We start from the raw sequence: 16,826 nt of genomic DNA, 5'->3' as shown, positions 1-16,826 counted from the left end.
GGCAAGACGCCAATTTCATACAAAACAAGTTTGAAACCTACCTCCTTATAATGTGTGAACACCTCACACCCATATGTGTAGGCACTCTGCCTACATAATGGCAGACGGGATGCAGATTTAAACATTCCTATGGTAAACTACTCACCGTTGTCAAACTCAGAACAATGTAAAACGATGTTTAAAAACTACCACACCGACATAAATAGGAGTTTTTAAACTCGCAGCACTGATTTAATCAAGAATACTAAAAATCAGGGCGTGGACGCCCGTGGTTCCAAACAGACGGTTTAGTTTTTGCCACGGACGCAAAACTCAGAACCGCCACGGACGGCGGTGGTTCCAAGCAGAAACGATGTTTTAAAGCAAAGTAATTTGTAAAGCTTTAAAACTCGTGGTTTGGTTTTGCCACGGACGGCAAAACCAAACCGTTGAGTCAAACTCTTTTTTATAAAAGATTTTATCCTGTCGGCAAGGCAGAAAATGCAATTCATTGAGTGAAAAATTCAAAATCAATTTTTTTTTCCATTCTCTTTACCTCTTGCCAATTTTTTTCTCTTGTGTTAGGGTTTCGCTATGAATGCTAGTTTACCTCAATTATTGCAATGTATAGTTTCCGAATATCCGGATACTATTGCGCAGTACAGCAAAGATCAGAACGGAGAATTTCAGCCTATTTCTTACAAGGAAATGTTTGACTGCGTTTCTAATTTTGCTTGTGGACTGCGAGTTATCGGATGCAAACGCGGAGATTTTATAGGGTTAATATCGGATAATCGTAAAGAATGGATGCATGCGAGCATGGGAATAATGGCTCTTGGCGCTGCGGATATTCCGCGCGGAAGCGACGTTACCGATTCTGATATTATACAAATCCTCGGAATTGTGGAATCTTCTTTTGTTGTAGTAGAAGATGATATTCAGACAAAAAAAATTTTTAAGAATATAAAAGAACTGCCAAAAATACAAACGATCATTATTTTAGATAGTTCTGTTGACTTGGAAAGTCTTAAAACTGAATGGGCGCAATCAGAAGAAGCAAAAACCCGATCGATGGAAATTTTTACATACGATGAGATTATTCTTAAAGGCAAAGAGTTTAGGGTTCAAAATCCCGATTATGTTGAAAAACAAATTGCCGAAACAAAGCCGGATGATATTGCAACAATTATTTTTACTTCCGGCACAACAGGTACTCCGAAAGGGGTTATGCTTACCCACAAGAATTTTCTCAGTCAGCTTCCGGAGCTTTCAAAAAGGATTATTCTGTATCCGGGAGAGCGGGCGCTTTCGGTTTTGCCGGTATGGCATGTGTTTGAGCGTTTATGCGAATATGTAATTATTCATGCCGCAGCGGGAATCGCATATTCCAAGCCAATCGGATCAATACTTCTTGCCGATTTTGCAAAAATCAATCCGCATCTTCTTCCTTCCGTACCGCGTATTTGGGAGGCGGTACATGACGGAGTGTTTAAGCAGCTGCGAAAAAAAGGCGGTATATCATACGCTTTATTTAAATTCTTTTTAAAAGCGGGAAATTTACGATTCCATTATCATCGGCGCTTGTTTAAAAACGTTGCCTATACTTCACAAGCGGAAAAAACTGTTGCGCCTTTTCTTGCGTTTATTCCGTGGCTTTTATTAACGCCTATTCACCTTTTGGGAGATGCGCTCGTATTTAGCAAAATACGTTTGAAGCTTGGCAAAAACTTTCGAGCGGGTGTTTCCGGCGGCGGAGCATTACCTGGCAATATTGATGAATTTTTCTGGACCGCAGGAGTAACGGTTGTAGAGGGATACGGTTTAACCGAAACAGCTCCGGTTGTTGCCGTTCGCTCAATTGCTCACCCGATTTTCGGGACAATCGGCACCCCTTGTAATTATAATCAGGTAAAAGTTGTCGATGACACCGGAAAGACTCTTCCGATGGGGGAGCAGGGCGTAGTGTATGTACGCGGCGATAATGTGATGAAAGGATACTTTAAGCGTCCTGAACTTACCGAGTCGGTTATTGATAAAGACGGTTGGTTTAATACGGGCGATATCGGTTATATTTGCCTTGGCGGGGAAATTGTATTGCGCGGCAGACTAAAAGATACGATTGTATTGCGCGGCGGAGAAAATATTGAGCCTGTTCCGATAGAAATGCGTTTGCAAGAGTCTCAGTATATCAGTTTAGCAGTAGTTGTCGGGCAAGATCAGCGGTATCTTGGCGCCCTTATTTTGCCCGATGAAGCTGAGCTTCAAGCTTGGGCAAAGTCCCAACACATAGCGGAAGAATCGATGGAAAAATTGATAGAATTGCCGCAGGTAAAAAAACTTTTTGAAAATGAAATTGCAGACCTCATATCCGCGGAAAACGGCTTTAAACTTTTTGAAAAAATAACTCGCTTTGCTTTGCTTTCTAAACCTTTTGAGCCGGGAGTTGAGCTTTCCGCAAAACAGGAAGTTATGCGTCATAAAATCAATCAATTATATGAAAAAGAAATTGACGAATTATTTGTCTAAACTCGGATAAAAAATGCTTTTCGCATAGGTTTTAACCCGCCTGACTTGGCACAATTAAAAATGTCAAAGTTTTCAGGCGGGTTTCTTAAATACTGATGCATATAAAACTTCTGAAAATAAAATACCGGTTATTAAAAACCAGCGATAAAAAATTTGCCTTGCAAATACTAAAATCATTATGTTCAAACAGAGATTCTGCAAATGGTGTATGCGGTATTGCGGTTTTTAAAACGCGAAAACATGGGTGATCAGTAAAGGGGCACGCCGGCATAGGTTTTATAAAATGTGGAAGTTTTCTCCCTTTTATGTTATGTATTCAAATGTTTAAAAGTTCTCTATAATAAAAAAAAGGTGTATATGATGTTTACTGTTTTCGATGCACGATCCTACGGAAAAAACATATTACAAACTTCTCAAATTTTAACTGCGCAAGAAAATTTTTCTGCCTCTTTAGACAGCGATGTGCTATTATCTTCTCTTTTAGGAAAGGAGCGCTCATGGCTTTTAGCTCATCCCGATGCGGATGTTTCCGCTATTCAATCCTCTTTTAAGAATCTTATCGAAAAAAGATGCTCGGGGACTCCCGTTGCCTATCTTACCGGCAAGAAGGATTTTTTTCAAAGCTCATTTTATGTAACGCCGGCGGTGCTTATTCCAAAACCGGATACCGAGCTTTTGGTTGAACAAACCTTGGAAGCGATACGGGAGCGCTCAAACTCCTCCCCTCTTTCTCTTCTTGAACCATGTACGGGTTCAGGTTGTGTGGTTATCAGTGTATTGAAAGAGTTGGAAAAAATCGGTATCACTAATATAACAACCTCCGCCTTTGATATTTCCAATGAAGCATTAGCGGTTGCAAAAAAAAATGCTGAAAATCTCTTGTCGCCGAAAATGCGCGATTTGCTTAGTTTTTTTCGCTTTAATTTGCAAGAGTCGTTTTCGCGTTTGGGGACCGCCTACGATATTATTTTTTCAAATCCTCCTTATGTACCGACGGAAATGGCTCGACTTTTATTGCAAGACGGTAGAAAAGAGCCTTTTATTGCGCTTGACGGAGGAGCTGAAGGGCTTGATTTTATTCAAGCTTTGGCAAATAATAGTTATGTAGTTTTAAAAAGAAACGGCATGCTTTTAAGTGAAGTAGGCGAATATCATGCAAATCAGGCAGCCGACATTTTAATAAAAGCAGGCTTTTCTTCGGTAACAATACATAAAGATTTTAATTTACAAGATAGATTGGTAACAGGCATTAAAGTATGATAGAAAAAATAGAAAATCTTACAAGTATTGAGCAGTTTTTCAAAGATTTTCCGCAATATAATTCTCACAATGATAAAGACAACCTTATAAAAGCATGGATGTTCATGCTTGAACGCAGGGAAAATGAAATCCCTGAAGCAGGCAATTCAGCTGTAGAACATCCGATTAGAATGGCGCGCATTTTAGCCTCGTTGGGGCTTGATAACGACACCATTATTTGCGCATTGCTATACGGAGAGCCTGCAAAGCTGCAGTTTACAAAAGAAGAAGTTATCGAATTTTTCGGAGAAAAGGTAAATGCGCTTTTGGAAGCGACGGTTAAGTTTTCCGATGTAAAACTCTATAATAAAACCGGACAACGCGCGGATACCATATGTAAAATGCTCTTTTCGATGGTTGATGATATACGGGTTATGATTATTCAACTTGCGGAGCGGCTTGATAAAATACGCTATCTTTCTGAATATCCCGAAGAAAGGCAACGGCCGATTGCCGCTGAAATAAGCGAAATATGGGCACCCCTTGCGCAGCGACTCGGTATTTCAACAATTCAAAATGAGCTTGAAGATTTAAGCCTTAAATATCTAAATCGCGAAGCTTTTGATCAAATAAAAAAAATGGTTTCCGCAAAGAAAAAAGAACGGGAATCTTTCCTTGCCAATGCAGAAAAAGAGGTTTACAAAGTCATTTCGCGTGCCGGACTTGAGGTAAAGGTACAAACAAGGGCAAAACATTTTTGGTCAATATACCGAAAAATGAAAAAACGAAACAAGGCAGCCGATGAGCTTTTTGATTTGCTTGCAATGAGAATCCTTTGCTCTACCATAAATGAGTGCTACACGGTGCTTGGTTTGGTGCATACCATTTGGAAACCGCTTGAAGGAAGATTTAAGGATTATATTGCGATGCCGAAGGCAAACGGATACCAAAGCTTGCATACAACGGTTATCTGTGATGAAGGGCAAACTTTAGAAATTCAAATCAGAACATACGATATGCACGAAGTTGCGGAGCGAGGAATTGCAAGCCATTGGATTTATAAAGAGCATAATACGCATAAACAAACCGGAGCTGCCGAGCTTTCTTTTGTTCGTCAATTAAAAGAGCTTTCAAAAAAAGAGTTTAACAATGATGAATTTTTGACCGAGCTGAAAAACGATTTGCTTGGAGATACTATTTATGTGTTCACTCCCCGCGCCGATATCATTGAATTACCCGCAGGCGCAACGGCGATTGACTTTGCCTATGCAATTCATTCTGCGGTTGGAGAAAAAATTGTTTCCGCAAAGGCTGACGGCTCAATTATCCCGCTTTCTCGCCCTTTAAAAAACACACAGGTAATTGAAGTAATCACACATCCGCATGCGCATCCTACCAGAAACCAGTATGCGAATGCAAAAACTTCGCGAGCACGCCAAAAAATACGTGCATGGTTGCAGGCTCATGAAGAGCTTGCACCGCCGCCCGAAAAAGAAGAAAAAAACCTTCATCGTCCTGCCCGCACTGTAGCGGAAGAGTCAAAAAAAACACAGGATTTTGATCCCGCTATTCTCAAGATACGTGTGGGAGATTCTTCTAACTTTATGGTAAAATTCGCACAATGCTGTAGCCCGAAACCGCCCGATGCTGTTTGCGGCTATGTATCGCGTGGACGCGGCGTTATTATCCACCGTGAAAACTGCCCTAACCTTGCAAAAATTCCGGATATTGCCGATCGAAAAATTGAAGTTGAATGGGAAAAACCGAAAACGCCCAAACAGAAAAAAAGCGGCACGCAAAAAAAACAATAAATCAAACTAAAAATATCATACGCGTCCTTTGAGGCACGCGTGTTTTTCCGTAAATCGCTTTTGTATAATAAGGCATTAAAACATTACAACATGGTTGGAATTTTCATATAAAACGAGTTCTTATAATACGATTATCTTTTTTACATGAGCACGGAGTGGTTTACAAATAATAGTATAGCGTTTTGTAATTAACTTCCTGTTATAAAAATTGGAGTATCAACAATAAGGGGCTGCGGATTTAAGCATTACTATGGTAAATTGCTCACCGTTGCGCCGTGTCGAGCTCTTTTTTATAAAACTTTTTACGTTTTTGATAAGATGTATTAAAAAAAATTAATCGACTTATTAAAAAAACGTTATAATAGTTATTTCCATTTCCAAGTTTTTTCGATGTGAGGCGGCCGCTATATTTTAGCTTTTATTTTACGCAGTGCCGTATTAGTTTTTATTTAATGCAGTGCCGTAAATGCAAAAAGCGGTTTCGTTATAATCGAAACCGCTTTTTTTTAGCATAAAACTATGCGATCGGTATTAGTACATTCCGCCCATACCACCCATATCAGGAGAAGGCATAGCGGGAGGGTTCTTTTCGGGAATTGAAGCAACCGCACATTCTGTTGTAAGCATTAAGCTTGCAATAGATGAAGCGTTCTGCAATGCCGATCGGGTAACCTTTGCCGGGTCGATAATTCCGACCTTAACCATGTCAACCCATTCCATTTTTGCAGCATCAAAACCGATTCCCTTTTTCTCTTTTGCTTTTTCGGCAACAACCGCTCCGTCCAAGCCCGCATTGATTGCAATTTGGCGGATAGGCTCTTCAAGTGCGCGCTTTACAATCTTAAAGCCGACGCGCTCATCTTCGGTGAGCTTTGAGGTATCGGCCTTTTCAAGTGCTGCGGCTGCTTGGATCAAAGCTAAACCGCCGCCTGCAACGATACCTTCTTCAATAGCGGCACGAGTTGCATTTAAGGCATCTTCCACTCTGTGTTTTTTCTCTTTCATTTCAACTTCGGTAACGGCACCGATTTTAATAACCGCAACTCCGCCCGAAAGTTTTGCCAATCGCTCTTTTAACTTCTCGGTATCATACTCTGAAGAAGAGGCTTCAATTTGCTTTTTAATTTGCGCAATTCTATCGTCAATATCGCCGCGTTTGCCTGCGCCGTCGATAATCGTTGTGTTGTCTTTGTCAACCTTAATGTGCTTTGCCTGACCGAGCATCGAAATATCTGCGTTTTCAAGCTTAATGCCGAGCTCTTCGGCAACAACTTGCCCGCCGGTAAGAATAGCAATATCTTCAAGCATTTCCTTGCGGCGATCGCCAAAGCCGGGAGCCTTTACCGCACAGGTTTTTAAGGTGCCGCGCAAGCTGTTTACAACCAAGGTTGCCAAAGCTTCACCTTCAACATCTTCCGCAATGATAAGCAAGGGCCTTCCGGACTGTGCAATTTTTTCCAAAAGCGGCAAAAGGTCTTTCATTGTGGAAATTGACTTATCATGGATTAAAATATAGGGATTTTCGTATACTGTTTCCATTCTGTCGCGGTCAGTTACAAAATATGAGGAAATATACCCGCGGTCAAACTGCATACCTTCAACAAATTCGGTAACAGTTTCCATTGTTTGCGCCTCATCAACATCGATAACACCGTCTTTTCCGACTTTTGCAATGGCATCGGCAAGAATCTTTCCGATTTCTTCATCATTGTTTGCGGAAACGGAGGCAACATGCGCAACCTCATCGGAACCTTTAATTTCCTTTGAGTTTTTGCGGATATCTTCAACAGCGATTGCAACCGCCTTATCCATTCCTCGTTTCAGCTCAAGCGGAGTCATGCCGGCGGCAACAGCCTTTAAACCTTCCCGAACCATTGAATACGCCAAAACCGTCGCAGTTGTGGTACCGTCTCCGGCTACGTCATTTGTTTTTGTGGCAACTTCTTTTACCAACTGAGCGCCCATATTCTCAAAAGGATCTTCAAGCTCAATCTCGCGCGCAACGGATACACCGTCTTTTGTAACGGTGGGAGCGCCGTAGCTTTTTTCCAACAAAACATTTCTTCCCTTCGGTCCAAGCGTAACTTTTACTGCATTTGAAATTTGATCAACACCCGAAAGCAGCTTCTTTCGAGCCTCTTCATTAAATATTAACTGTTTAGCCATTAAAATAACTCCTTGTATCAGCTATTATTATCTAATTCTATATTAAAAATACTAAAAAAAAGAGCCTTCGGCAAGTATTTTTATCGATTTTTTTACTCAACTGAAGTGATGAATATTCTTTTTTGAATAGCCTATAAAAACAATTCTCAACTAAATTATTTTAATAAAATTAAACTAATCATTTTATAGAAAGAGAAAGATGCGCATTTCAAAAATTGATTCTGCGTATTAATTTCTCAATACTACGCAAGTCTTTATACATAAAATTATTCTTGTCGATATACACTTTTATTAGTATCATTTATCTGTATGATAGTAAAAATATCATAGAAATTAGAGGAGGTTCCTAGAACATGGAAAATACGAATGTATTTGATGATTTTTCTAAAATGTGCGGAGCTCTAAATACTATCAATAATGGTTTTAAATCAGTCTGTAATGGTGTTAAATCATTATATGAATCCACCGAAACTCAAACTCCAGACACTCAAAAAAAGAAAAACAATATCCCAAGATACTCTATGGGAGCGATTGGGGGAGTAGCACTAGCTCGCGCATTTTCTCCAAAAGATCCCAAAGGTTTAGCAACCATAGGCGGATGTCTGGTTGGTTTAGTAATAACATATTTTAAAATTCTATATGAGAACCACCAAGACAAAAAAATGTGATGGTTTTATCATAAAAAACGATAACTTAGAAAGAAGATTTTCAATACTTTATTTTGCCTTTACGCATCTTTAACGTTAAGTATGCATAAAGGCAATTTTTTTAAGACGGTTTTATCCGTTATTAACGTGAGTATGATTTCAGTTTTCCATATATCCGGTTTGAGGATTTCGTTTCTGCACAAGAATATGGTTGTTTTTCTCGGCGTCGCGAATGAGGGTGCGTATTTTAGAATCGGTTGAACGATTACAGTCGAAAATTAAAAGCAACGCATTGTGTTTGTATTCATTCATCATGTAAAAATCGCCATCGCTGTCGCCCGCAATCAGGATCGGGGCTTTGTTTTCGTGTAAAGGTGCCATCTGTGTTTTTATTGCAAGCGCCTTTCCTTCGCGCCATGTTGAGGGCACCGACATGTCCTGGTGGGGGGTGAGTTTACCATTTTCATCTAAAAGCTTTTTGCGGGCAAAGATGTTTTCGTTTTTTATGCAGTAACCGTATTTTTCGTTAGTTGCAAAAACCCGTATACAGCTTTCGTGCGAAGCAGAACATACATAGGTTTCGATGCCGTTCGCATTTAAAACGGAGATAAGATTTTGCATTTCGCTTTGCACCCGAAGTCCTGTCTGAAAAGATGTCCGCACAACGCCGGCTTTCCCGCGTAAAGACGCAGGCGATTCAATAGCAGGATAGCTAATCGGCGCATTCAAGCCCCAATCAATTGATCGCTCCGCTATTAAAGCCAACTCATCTAAAGTCATGCCCGTGGCAGTCGCCTGCGATAAATCTACGCCGCAAAAATAAAAAAGCCCTCCCGTTAAAAACATCAGTTTTGCCTTAAAATCGCAAAACTCATCGGTCGCTTTTATCTCTTTTAACGACATCCGTCCTTTAAAACCTTCATAGGTGTTGTAAAGAAACTTATAGCTTTTATCCAAATCCTCGGAAAGCATTTTTGCAGTTAACGGCTCCCCCGCAACGTTACAAACATTCGGCAGCACCTCATTTTGAGGGACTCCGGTTCTAATTATATCCGAAAAAGACGCTGGGGTTACATTAAAAATAAGATGTTCAATTTGATATAAAAAAAGATTATTTTGCGTATCGGAAAAAATGCACGTATCGTCCCAGTCAAAAACAGCGTAATTATTTGAAAACGCGGATTCCTTAATCAGTTTTTCAAGCATGCGCTTGCTTTGCGCATTCCATCGTCCGTCTTGTAATATGCTCTCACTCATACATTAAATCTTTACCATATAAGGGATATCCTGTCAATTCAATGTAAATCGATGTCAATAACCAGTGAATATTTCAGCCCTAAAAGGGGTTAGTTTTGCAATGAAATGAGAATTCATAAATCAAGTCAATAACTACTTGAAGTAGGCCTCTGGTTCGTCCAATTGTATCGGTTCGGTATATATCATCGAGCGGTACAATCGGATAGAATTCGTCATGTTAAAGCGCGTATTCCATGTTTTGGGAAATCAATACATTTACCGTTGTGCGTGCGCCGATTTTATTCTGCCCAATTTTGAACAGATGGTTTTTGATTGAGATGGTAGAACAGCGTGAAAGTTTGTGCGTAATAACCGATGCCAACAGTTTATCAAGATCGAGTGTAGCGTTTTGTAATTAACTTCCGGTTATACAAATTGGATCCCTAACAATGAGAAGTGCAGATTTAAGCATTCCTATGGTAAGTTTGCTCACCGTTGCTCAATTCAAAACGATGTTTTAAAGCATCAACACAAAACTGTAAAATTGAAGCTTTAAAACTCGTTGGCGAAGTTAGAGTAAATTTTCAAAACTTCGCCCTTGCGCCGTGTCGGACTCTTTTTTATCTTGCGTATATAAAACGTGCTGCTATTCCGTCACGATTACCGCAGTGATAATCAAGGGCGTGTCTCCGGCGTTGCGGATGCTGTGGCTTTGATTGTGTCCTGTTACCACGATATCGCCGGCTACGGCGGGGAGGTCTTTTCCGTTATCGGTTACGATTGCGCTGCCGCTGCGGATAACATATACTTCCGTCTCATTCAGATGCGTGTGCTCGCCGATGCTTCCGCCTGCGGGGATGGTCATTTCGGAAAATAATTTGCAATTTGGCACCAAGTCATTTTTAAAATAATCAATGATTCGCACTTCGCCCTTGCCGCCTTTTAATTCATTTTGGACTCTTGTTGTCATTTCAGATTTTGTGATAACCATAATTTCTCCTAAAAACTTGTCATGTTTTATGATTGATTTATACTATCGAGAACCTCGGAACAGCATTTTTTAGCACTGTTCTATGCATAATAGCATATTTTCTGATTTTTGTAGTCATCGCATTGCTGATATTTTTGTACTTTAACACGGTCTTTGATTTAACGTTTTCAAAATCTTTTACCGTTTCTAAGCCGTTTTTGCAAATACCGACAAATAATAAGAGTATGAGAAAAGAAACCAACGCTCCGATTGTGATAATTGCGGGAACCTTGTGCTGCCTTTTTTATGGCTTTTATGCAATCGGATTTTCAATTTCGGGAACGCTTTTTACGATACTGAGCATTGCGCTGCTTTTTCTTATAGTTTTTTGGGTACTTTTTTTTAAAAAGAGAGCAAATGTGCTGATGAGAAACGGTGTGTATATAGCAATCGGCTGTGTTTTTGCCCTGTTTGCATACCGGTTTTTGCTTGTGTTGGAAGCGCCGCCCGCCACACTTGCGCAGCTTTCAAAGGTAACGATGATAGAAGCAGAACTTTCAGGCGATCCGCTTCCGGCGGGGCAACGCTATTACCGTATGCCGGTAAAACTTTTACGGTGCAGTTATGCGGACGGCTCCTCTTTTTTCGCACGGGGAAGCTGTATGCTTTTTATGCCGGCTGCTGCTGTAAAAGAACAGTATGCGGGCGGAATCAGTTTGCTCAAAGGCGAAGTTTTTTCCGAATACTATGCAAAGGGATTGCGGCTTTTTGTGAAAGGCGGATTTACCGACGACGAAAAAGCTTTTTTTGCCAAGCCGGTGCAGCCAAAGTTTTCCGCATGGAATTCAAAACACGAAAAGGTTCGGGCTCGCTTACGGTTTTATCTTATGTATCTTTTATACGAGTGGGGAGAAGCGGGCGGGCTTTTGCTGGCATTGCTTGCGGCGGATAAAACCTTTTTAACGCCGGACTTTGCGGAAAGTTTTAAAAACGCGGGGCTTGCCCATGTGCTGGCACTTTCGGGAATGCATGTGTCGATTGTCAGCCTTGCCGCAATTCGATTCGGGAATATCTTCGGACGCAAGCGAATTGCAATACGGGTTTCACTGCTTTCGGTTTTGTTCTTTGTCTGGTTTGCCGGCACGTCGCCGTCGTTAAGCAGAGCCTTGGGAATGATGCTGTTTATGGTGTTGGGAAAACGTTTCGGGTTTCAGCCGAAAATCTTTTCGATTTTATCCGCAATGATAACGGTGCATATTGTGTTTTTCCCGCAAGATGCCTTAGAACTTGGCTTTATGCTTTCGTACGGAGCCCTCGCCGGTATTCTTTTGTTTGGCGAAGCGCTTATCACAATAGTAAAAAAGCAAATCCCCGCGGCAATCGCCGGAGCCTTTGCAGCTTCTATCGGTGCGCAGGCTTTTACGGCGCCCATAGTCATAGGTTTTATCGGAAAAATCGCTTTTATCGGCGTTCTTGCCTCTTGCGTTATAAGCCCGATTGTTTCGGTTTTTCTTATTTTCGGAATAGCGGCGATTGGCATCTGTTTATTGCTGCCGATTGCCTCGCCGATTTTTTCCTTTGTGCTGAACGGCATGTATCACTGCATTTTTTTTCTGGCACGGAGTTTTGCTCAATTTCCTCTTTTAGAGGCTGAAACTATTTCAGAAACGGTTTTTTATGCTATAATACCTTTTGCGGCAGGCGTATCTTGCATGTATATTGCAAAAAAAATCACCATTAAAAGGAATAGCTATGAACTTACCTGATTATAATTCTCCTTCCGCCCTTGCCTCCTTTTTAAAAGAGAGAGACTTGGGAATGCGGAAAAAATTCGGACAGAATTTTTTAATCGATGAGAACATGCGAAAGTTTCTCATCGATTCGCTTGAATTACAGGGAGGAGAGCGAATTTGGGAAATCGGTCCGGGGCTCGGAGCGATGACCTTTTTATTGCTGGAAAAAAACGTACATACAACCGCATTTGAAATTGATTCCGGATTTTCCGATTTTCTTCGAAAAGCCTACGGCGAAAATCCTCTGTTTACATTGATAGAAGGAGATGCGCTGAAAACATGGAAGGCGGCATTTGAAAAAGAAAAACCCGACTGCTTTTTCGGAAATCTTCCATATAATATTGCGGCAAAATTGATTGCGGACACCATCGAAGCCGAAGCAATTTTTGATAAACTGCTTGTAACCGTGCAAAAAGAAGTAGGAGACAGAATGCGGGCGCAGCCGAACTCGCCGGATTATTCTTCGTTTTCAGTACTTTGTAATCGATACTATGATGTTACCGCCTTGCGAACCATTCCTTCCGCTTGTTTTTGGCCCCGCCCGAATGTGGTATCTCAAGCGCTTCTTTTAACAAAAAAAACGGATTTAATTGATTGCAAAGATAACAAGCTTTTTTTTCAATTGCTGCGGGCGTTTTTTTCCTCCCGAAGAAAAACCCTTAAAAATAACTTTCTTGCGTGGCAAAAAAGCAATCCCCGGTATGCGGCGGTTGATGCGGATACATTTTTTAAAAAAGCGGAAATAGATTCTTCCGCCCGTGCTGAAACCTTACAGGTCTATGATTTTTTAAAACTTTGCGATATACTCACTTCATTATTATGAGAAGAAAAATAACCGCAGCTGTTTTGTTTTTTACTATTTTTGCAGGAATTTTTCCCGTGTTTGCCGATGAAAAAGATGAAAAAAAAATTGACAGAACTCCCGTTCCATATACAAAAGAGGAATTCCCGCTTTGGCAGCACGAGTTGCGCCGCTTTGAAATTCTATCGTTTGGCGCCTTGCCCTTTGTAACGCTTTTAACCTTTTGGGGATATGATATGATTCGTGCCGCAAAACATCCGAAAGACCCCGCCTATTATCCCTGGCCGCTTAAACAGGCGGACAAGGCTGTTCCTCTTACCGAAAAAGAACAAATAAAAGTGTTTTGCACCGCTGTCGGAATTTCTATCGGAATAGCGCTTATCGATTTCAGTTATCGTGCAATTAAGCGTTCTATCGATCGCAAAAAACTTGAAAGAGAAAACCTCATACATGGTGAGGAGATTATGCTTGTTCCGTTGACAGCTCCGCCCGAAGGAGCACCTGAAAAGCCGGCAGAGCAAATGGAAGAAAACACTCCGCAGGATTCTGAAAAACATGCAGAATAAACGCTTTGTCGTTTCGGAAGCGTACAATGAGCCCCGCCGGCTCGATGTTTTTTGCGGCGCGCAAATGAATATACCGCGCTCAAAACTAAAGGCGGGTTTGCAATCGGCAGCGGTGAACGGGAAGCAGGCAAAGCTTTCCACGCTTGTACGCCCTAATGATATTGTAGAAATTAAATGGGCAGACCCTATCCCCGAGGTTTTTATCCCCGAAGAGATTCCGCTTTCCATTCTTTTTGAAAATGAGGATGTGATTGCGGTTAATAAGCAACAAGGTTTGGTAACGCACCCCGCATCGGGGAACTGGACGGGAACATTGGTGCAGGGGTTGGCGTATTACCGGCTGCATTGCTCGCCGATTAAAGATGAGTTTTCCGAAATCTTGCAGAACACGCAAAGTTTTCAGTCCTGCTTCCGGCAGGGAATTGTCCACCGTTTGGATAAGGACACTTCAGGCGTGCTTATTACCGCAAGGAACACGCGGGCGGAGGAGTTTTTTAAGGCTCAATTTAAACAGCACAAAACAACAAAAATATATCTTGCCGTAGTGCAAGGCTGTCCTCGAACACTTAAAGGAAAAATTGAAACTTCGATATATCGAGACCCGAAACACCGCACAAAGTTTGCCGCTTCTTCAGACCTTTCCGTCGGGCGGTATGCGGATACATTGTATAGGGTGCTAAAAACTTTCGGCAAATATTCGATTGTGCAATTCAAACTTGGCACCGGGCGCACACACCAAATTCGGCTGCATGCCGCCTTTATCGGCTGCCCGATTTTAGGAGATCCGCTCTACGGAAAAAAAGATTCCCGATTTTCTTCAAGCAGCTTAATGCTTCACGCGCAGCACTTAAAAATAAACCTGCCTGACGGAAATCCGATAAAAATTACCGCCCCGTTGCCCGAGAGGTTTCGCTCATTTTTAGGGGAAATGAAAAACGATGGCGGGCTTTAATCATCGGCTGCCCGAGCCGCAGCTTATAAAAGAGAGTGAAGATTTTGCGGTTTTGTATAAACCTTCGGGAATGCCCACCGCCCCGTTACGCAGCGATGAGAAAAACACGCTCATTGCATGGTTTATAAAAAGGGAGCCCGCAGCTGCCGCCGTCATCGGAAAAAAAGAGATTGAAAAAGGGCTTATCCATCGGCTCGATACTGCCACAAGCGGGCTGGTGCTTATTGCAAAAAATCAGAACAGTTTTGATATTTTGCAAAAAGCACAACAAAACGGGAAAATCAGAAAAACCTATACCGCCTTTTGCAGCCCGCAATTAAACTCACCGAAAGTAAAAATTACGCTTCCCTTTGTTGTCAAAAGCCGGTTTAGAAACTTCGGCCCGGGTGCGCGAAAGGTTGCGCCGATTTTTGAGGGCGGCAAAAATTTTACCCGAAATGCCAAATTGTACACCACAACCCTAACCGAGATTCTGGAGCAAGGGCAAACCGCAATGATTACCTGCACACTCAGCTTAGGATATCGGCATCAGGTGCGCGCTCATCTGGCGTGGATCGGCTTTCCGATTATCGGAGATGCGCTTTACAATCCTGCGTATGAAAAAGCCTATGCGCAAGCCATAATCAACGCGCATACATATCCGCTCCAGTTGTTTGCGACAGAGCTTTCTTTTCCTAATCCTTCTGTGCAAGCTGAGGAAGTGCGCGTTTTACTTCCCCCGCCAGATAAAATGAGCCTATAACAAGCAGCGGACGTTTTTCAGTTTTACTCTTCTCAAAGGCTTGGCGAATAATCAGCGAAAAGTTTTCATCTGCATGTATCGGACAGCTTGGCTCATTTTGAAAAGTATTCAAAAAAGCTTTCCTCGTTCGCTCAAAATTCGATTTTTTAAACACACCCGGAATAGTGAGAAAGATTTCCGCAGCGTGATTTAAAAAGAGAGGCGCAAATTCTTCACTTGATTTATCTTCGGCGCAGGCAAAAAGCAGGATAAATTTTTCAGGCGCAATACTTAAGAACGTTGCAAGCGTGCCGGCAATACTGTTTTTTGTGTGAGCGCCGTCCACAACAATAAGCGGCTCTTTTTGCACTACCTCAAAACGTGCGGGAAGCGTTGCTTGAGCCAAACCTTTTTCGATTATCTCCTCGCTGAGTTCCGGCAAAAGATACTTGACAGCTGCGGCGGCAAGCGCGGCGTTTTTTATCTGAAACTCATCTAAAAGTTTTAGGTTAACCGAAAGCGGGCGCGCAAACAAACTCCCCGGTTTTGTTGCCGCATTAAAATGAATGCAAACCTTTCGCTCAAAATGAGCGATGCTGCTTTCGGTTTTTGTAATCAGCTCCGGCAGATAAAAGAAGGGCGCATGTTTTTGTTCCGCAACCGTTTTAAAAACCTGCAAAGCTTCTTCCTGCTGGTCAAAACAAAAAACCGGACAGCCTTCTTTAATAATGCCCGCCTTTTCAGCGGCAATTTTTGCAAGCGTATCGCCAAGGAATTTGCAATGCTCCAGCTCTATCGGCATAAGCACACAGGCTTCCGGCTGAATAATGTTGGTGGCATCAAGCCGTCCGCCCATGCCGGTTTCAAACACTGCCCAATTGCAGCCGCACTCCTTAAAAAGTTCAAAGGCAAGCAAGGTAACAAGCTCAAACCAAGTCGGCGCAAAATCGGAATCTTTGTTTTGCTTTGCGGTTATTTTTTCATGTATTCGCGCATAGGCTTCCGCATATTCCGCATCGCTAAAAAAAACGCCGGCACGGGAAACCCGCTCCCGAAAATCGCAAACATGCGGCGACGTATACAACCCTGTTTGAAAACCCGCCACATCAAGAATCGAGGCAATCATTGTTGAGGTTGAGCCCTTCCCCTTCGATCCGGCAAGATGAATCGATTTATAGGTATTTTGCGGATTGTCAAACATTTCCGCAAGATTTCTAATTCCTTCTAAAGTAAACCTATCCGGCTTCGGCACCTGCTCAAAATTGGCAAAGCCGTCAAGCCATCGGCAAAACTCTTCGGTTGAAAATTTCATATGGTGTTATTGTAGAAAGTCTCAAAAAAAAGTCAATGGATATAAAAAGGAGGAATGGTAATAATCTGTGAAAACTATTTAAAATTGAGTTAAATTGCTGTTGAAA

13 protein-coding genes are annotated in these 16,826 nt (G+C 41.8%); 9 read left to right on the top strand and 4 right to left on the bottom strand.

Features of this window, described 5'->3' with window-relative positions; translation table 11 throughout:
• Positions 1-573 precede the first annotated feature (573 nt).
• The 3 genes from FUT79_RS03510 to FUT79_RS03500 all read left to right on the top strand — a co-directional run bounded on the left by FUT79_RS03510 (position 574) and on the right by FUT79_RS03500 (position 5,555).
• Positions 574-2,505, top strand: coding sequence for an AMP-dependent synthetase/ligase (locus FUT79_RS03510; RefSeq protein WP_148889261.1), 1,932 nt, complete (start codon positions 574-576; stop codon positions 2,503-2,505).
• Positions 2,506-2,862: 357 nt separating this feature from the next.
• Positions 2,863-3,765 carry a peptide chain release factor N(5)-glutamine methyltransferase gene (gene prmC / locus FUT79_RS03505; protein ID WP_024752227.1) on the top strand — a complete coding sequence of 301 codons (903 nt, stop codon included), beginning with the start codon at positions 2,863-2,865 and terminating at the stop codon, positions 3,763-3,765.
• Positions 3,762-5,555 (top strand): RelA/SpoT family protein, encoded by a 1,794-nt coding sequence (locus FUT79_RS03500; protein WP_044634323.1) that lies wholly within the window; start codon positions 3,762-3,764, stop codon positions 5,553-5,555. The genes prmC and FUT79_RS03500 overlap by 4 nt, the downstream gene beginning before the upstream one ends.
• Positions 5,556-6,086: 531 nt before the next feature.
• Here FUT79_RS03500 and groL read toward each other — a convergent pair.
• Positions 6,087-7,721: a chaperonin GroEL gene (gene groL, locus FUT79_RS03495; RefSeq protein WP_002701249.1), complete on the bottom strand. Its 1,635-nt coding sequence runs from the start codon at positions 7,719-7,721 to the stop codon at positions 6,087-6,089.
• A gap of 353 nt (positions 7,722-8,074) precedes the next feature.
• Here groL and FUT79_RS03490 point away from each other — a divergent pair, with 353 nt between their 5' ends.
• A complete protein-coding gene (locus tag FUT79_RS03490; RefSeq protein WP_002701250.1) occupies positions 8,075-8,389 on the top strand; it encodes a hypothetical protein in 315 nt (104 codons plus the stop codon).
• 138 nt (positions 8,390-8,527) lie between these two features.
• On the opposite strand, the gene FUT79_RS03485 is transcribed toward FUT79_RS03490, so the two are convergent.
• Together FUT79_RS03485 and FUT79_RS03480 are read right to left on the bottom strand one after the other, a co-directional pair.
• Positions 8,528-9,625 (bottom strand): haloacid dehalogenase-like hydrolase, encoded by a 1,098-nt coding sequence (locus tag FUT79_RS03485; RefSeq protein ID WP_148879172.1) that lies wholly within the window; start codon positions 9,623-9,625, stop codon positions 8,528-8,530.
• Between the two features lie 625 nt (positions 9,626-10,250).
• A complete protein-coding gene (locus FUT79_RS03480; protein ID WP_148889259.1) occupies positions 10,251-10,595 on the bottom strand; it encodes a cupin domain-containing protein in 345 nt (114 codons plus the stop codon).
• 224 nt (positions 10,596-10,819) lie between these two features.
• Here FUT79_RS03480 and FUT79_RS03475 point away from each other — a divergent pair, with 224 nt between their 5' ends.
• Genes FUT79_RS03475 through FUT79_RS03455 form a run of 5 tightly spaced genes read left to right on the top strand, consistent with a single transcriptional unit; the run spans position 10,820 to position 15,429 of the window.
• Positions 10,820-12,340, top strand: coding sequence for a ComEC/Rec2 family competence protein (locus FUT79_RS03475; RefSeq protein ID WP_039943486.1), 1,521 nt, complete (start codon positions 10,820-10,822; stop codon positions 12,338-12,340).
• Complete coding sequence (gene rsmA, locus FUT79_RS03470) at positions 12,327-13,190, top strand: 16S rRNA (adenine(1518)-N(6)/adenine(1519)-N(6))-dimethyltransferase RsmA (RefSeq protein WP_024752223.1); 864 nt, start codon at positions 12,327-12,329, stop codon at positions 13,188-13,190. The genes FUT79_RS03475 and rsmA overlap by 14 nt, the downstream gene beginning before the upstream one ends.
• A complete protein-coding gene (locus tag FUT79_RS03465; protein WP_024752222.1) occupies positions 13,187-13,735 on the top strand; it encodes a hypothetical protein in 549 nt (182 codons plus the stop codon). The genes rsmA and FUT79_RS03465 overlap by 4 nt, the downstream gene beginning before the upstream one ends.
• Positions 13,725-14,687, top strand: coding sequence for an RluA family pseudouridine synthase (locus FUT79_RS03460; RefSeq protein WP_024752221.1), 963 nt, complete (start codon positions 13,725-13,727; stop codon positions 14,685-14,687). Before FUT79_RS03465 ends, FUT79_RS03460 begins: the two co-directional genes overlap by 11 nt.
• Entirely contained in the window at positions 14,674-15,429 is a 756-nt protein-coding gene (locus tag FUT79_RS03455) for a pseudouridine synthase (RefSeq protein WP_024752220.1), read from the top strand. Before FUT79_RS03460 ends, FUT79_RS03455 begins: the two co-directional genes overlap by 14 nt.
• Here FUT79_RS03455 and FUT79_RS03450 read toward each other — a convergent pair.
• The gene (locus FUT79_RS03450) at positions 15,362-16,720 is read right to left on the bottom strand and encodes a bifunctional folylpolyglutamate synthase/dihydrofolate synthase (RefSeq protein WP_024752219.1); all 1,359 of its coding nucleotides are present in this window, start codon (positions 16,718-16,720) and stop codon (positions 15,362-15,364) included. The genes FUT79_RS03455 and FUT79_RS03450 overlap by 68 nt on opposite strands.
• Positions 16,721-16,826: the final 106 nt, after the last annotated feature.

The organism is Treponema phagedenis (assembly GCF_008153345.1).
Taxonomy (GTDB): Bacteria; Spirochaetota; Spirochaetia; order Treponematales; family Treponemataceae; genus Treponema; species Treponema phagedenis.
The sequence above is the reverse complement of the archived record's forward strand: the minus strand, read 5'-3'. Positions and strand labels throughout refer to the sequence as shown.

Coding starts and splice junctions, on each gene's coding strand:
- FUT79_RS03465 (WP_024752222.1), top strand. CDS start 13,187: ATGAGAAGAAAAATAACCGCAGCTGTTTTGTTTTTTACTATTTTTGCA.
- groL (WP_002701249.1), bottom strand. CDS start 7,721: ATGGCTAAACAGTTAATATTTAATGAAGAGGCTCGAAAGAAGCTGCTT.
- FUT79_RS03455 (WP_024752220.1), top strand. CDS start 14,674: ATGGCGGGCTTTAATCATCGGCTGCCCGAGCCGCAGCTTATAAAAGAG.
- FUT79_RS03450 (WP_024752219.1), bottom strand. CDS start 16,720: ATGAAATTTTCAACCGAAGAGTTTTGCCGATGGCTTGACGGCTTTGCC.
- FUT79_RS03500 (WP_044634323.1), top strand. CDS start 3,762: ATGATAGAAAAAATAGAAAATCTTACAAGTATTGAGCAGTTTTTCAAA.
- FUT79_RS03460 (WP_024752221.1), top strand. CDS start 13,725: ATGCAGAATAAACGCTTTGTCGTTTCGGAAGCGTACAATGAGCCCCGC.
- prmC (WP_024752227.1), top strand. CDS start 2,863: ATGATGTTTACTGTTTTCGATGCACGATCCTACGGAAAAAACATATTA.
- FUT79_RS03485 (WP_148879172.1), bottom strand. CDS start 9,625: ATGAGTGAGAGCATATTACAAGACGGACGATGGAATGCGCAAAGCAAG.
- FUT79_RS03490 (WP_002701250.1), top strand. CDS start 8,075: ATGGAAAATACGAATGTATTTGATGATTTTTCTAAAATGTGCGGAGCT.
- FUT79_RS03480 (WP_148889259.1), bottom strand. CDS start 10,595: ATGGTTATCACAAAATCTGAAATGACAACAAGAGTCCAAAATGAATTA.
- FUT79_RS03510 (WP_148889261.1), top strand. CDS start 574: ATGAATGCTAGTTTACCTCAATTATTGCAATGTATAGTTTCCGAATAT.
- FUT79_RS03475 (WP_039943486.1), top strand. CDS start 10,820: ATGAGAAAAGAAACCAACGCTCCGATTGTGATAATTGCGGGAACCTTG.
- rsmA (WP_024752223.1), top strand. CDS start 12,327: ATGAACTTACCTGATTATAATTCTCCTTCCGCCCTTGCCTCCTTTTTA.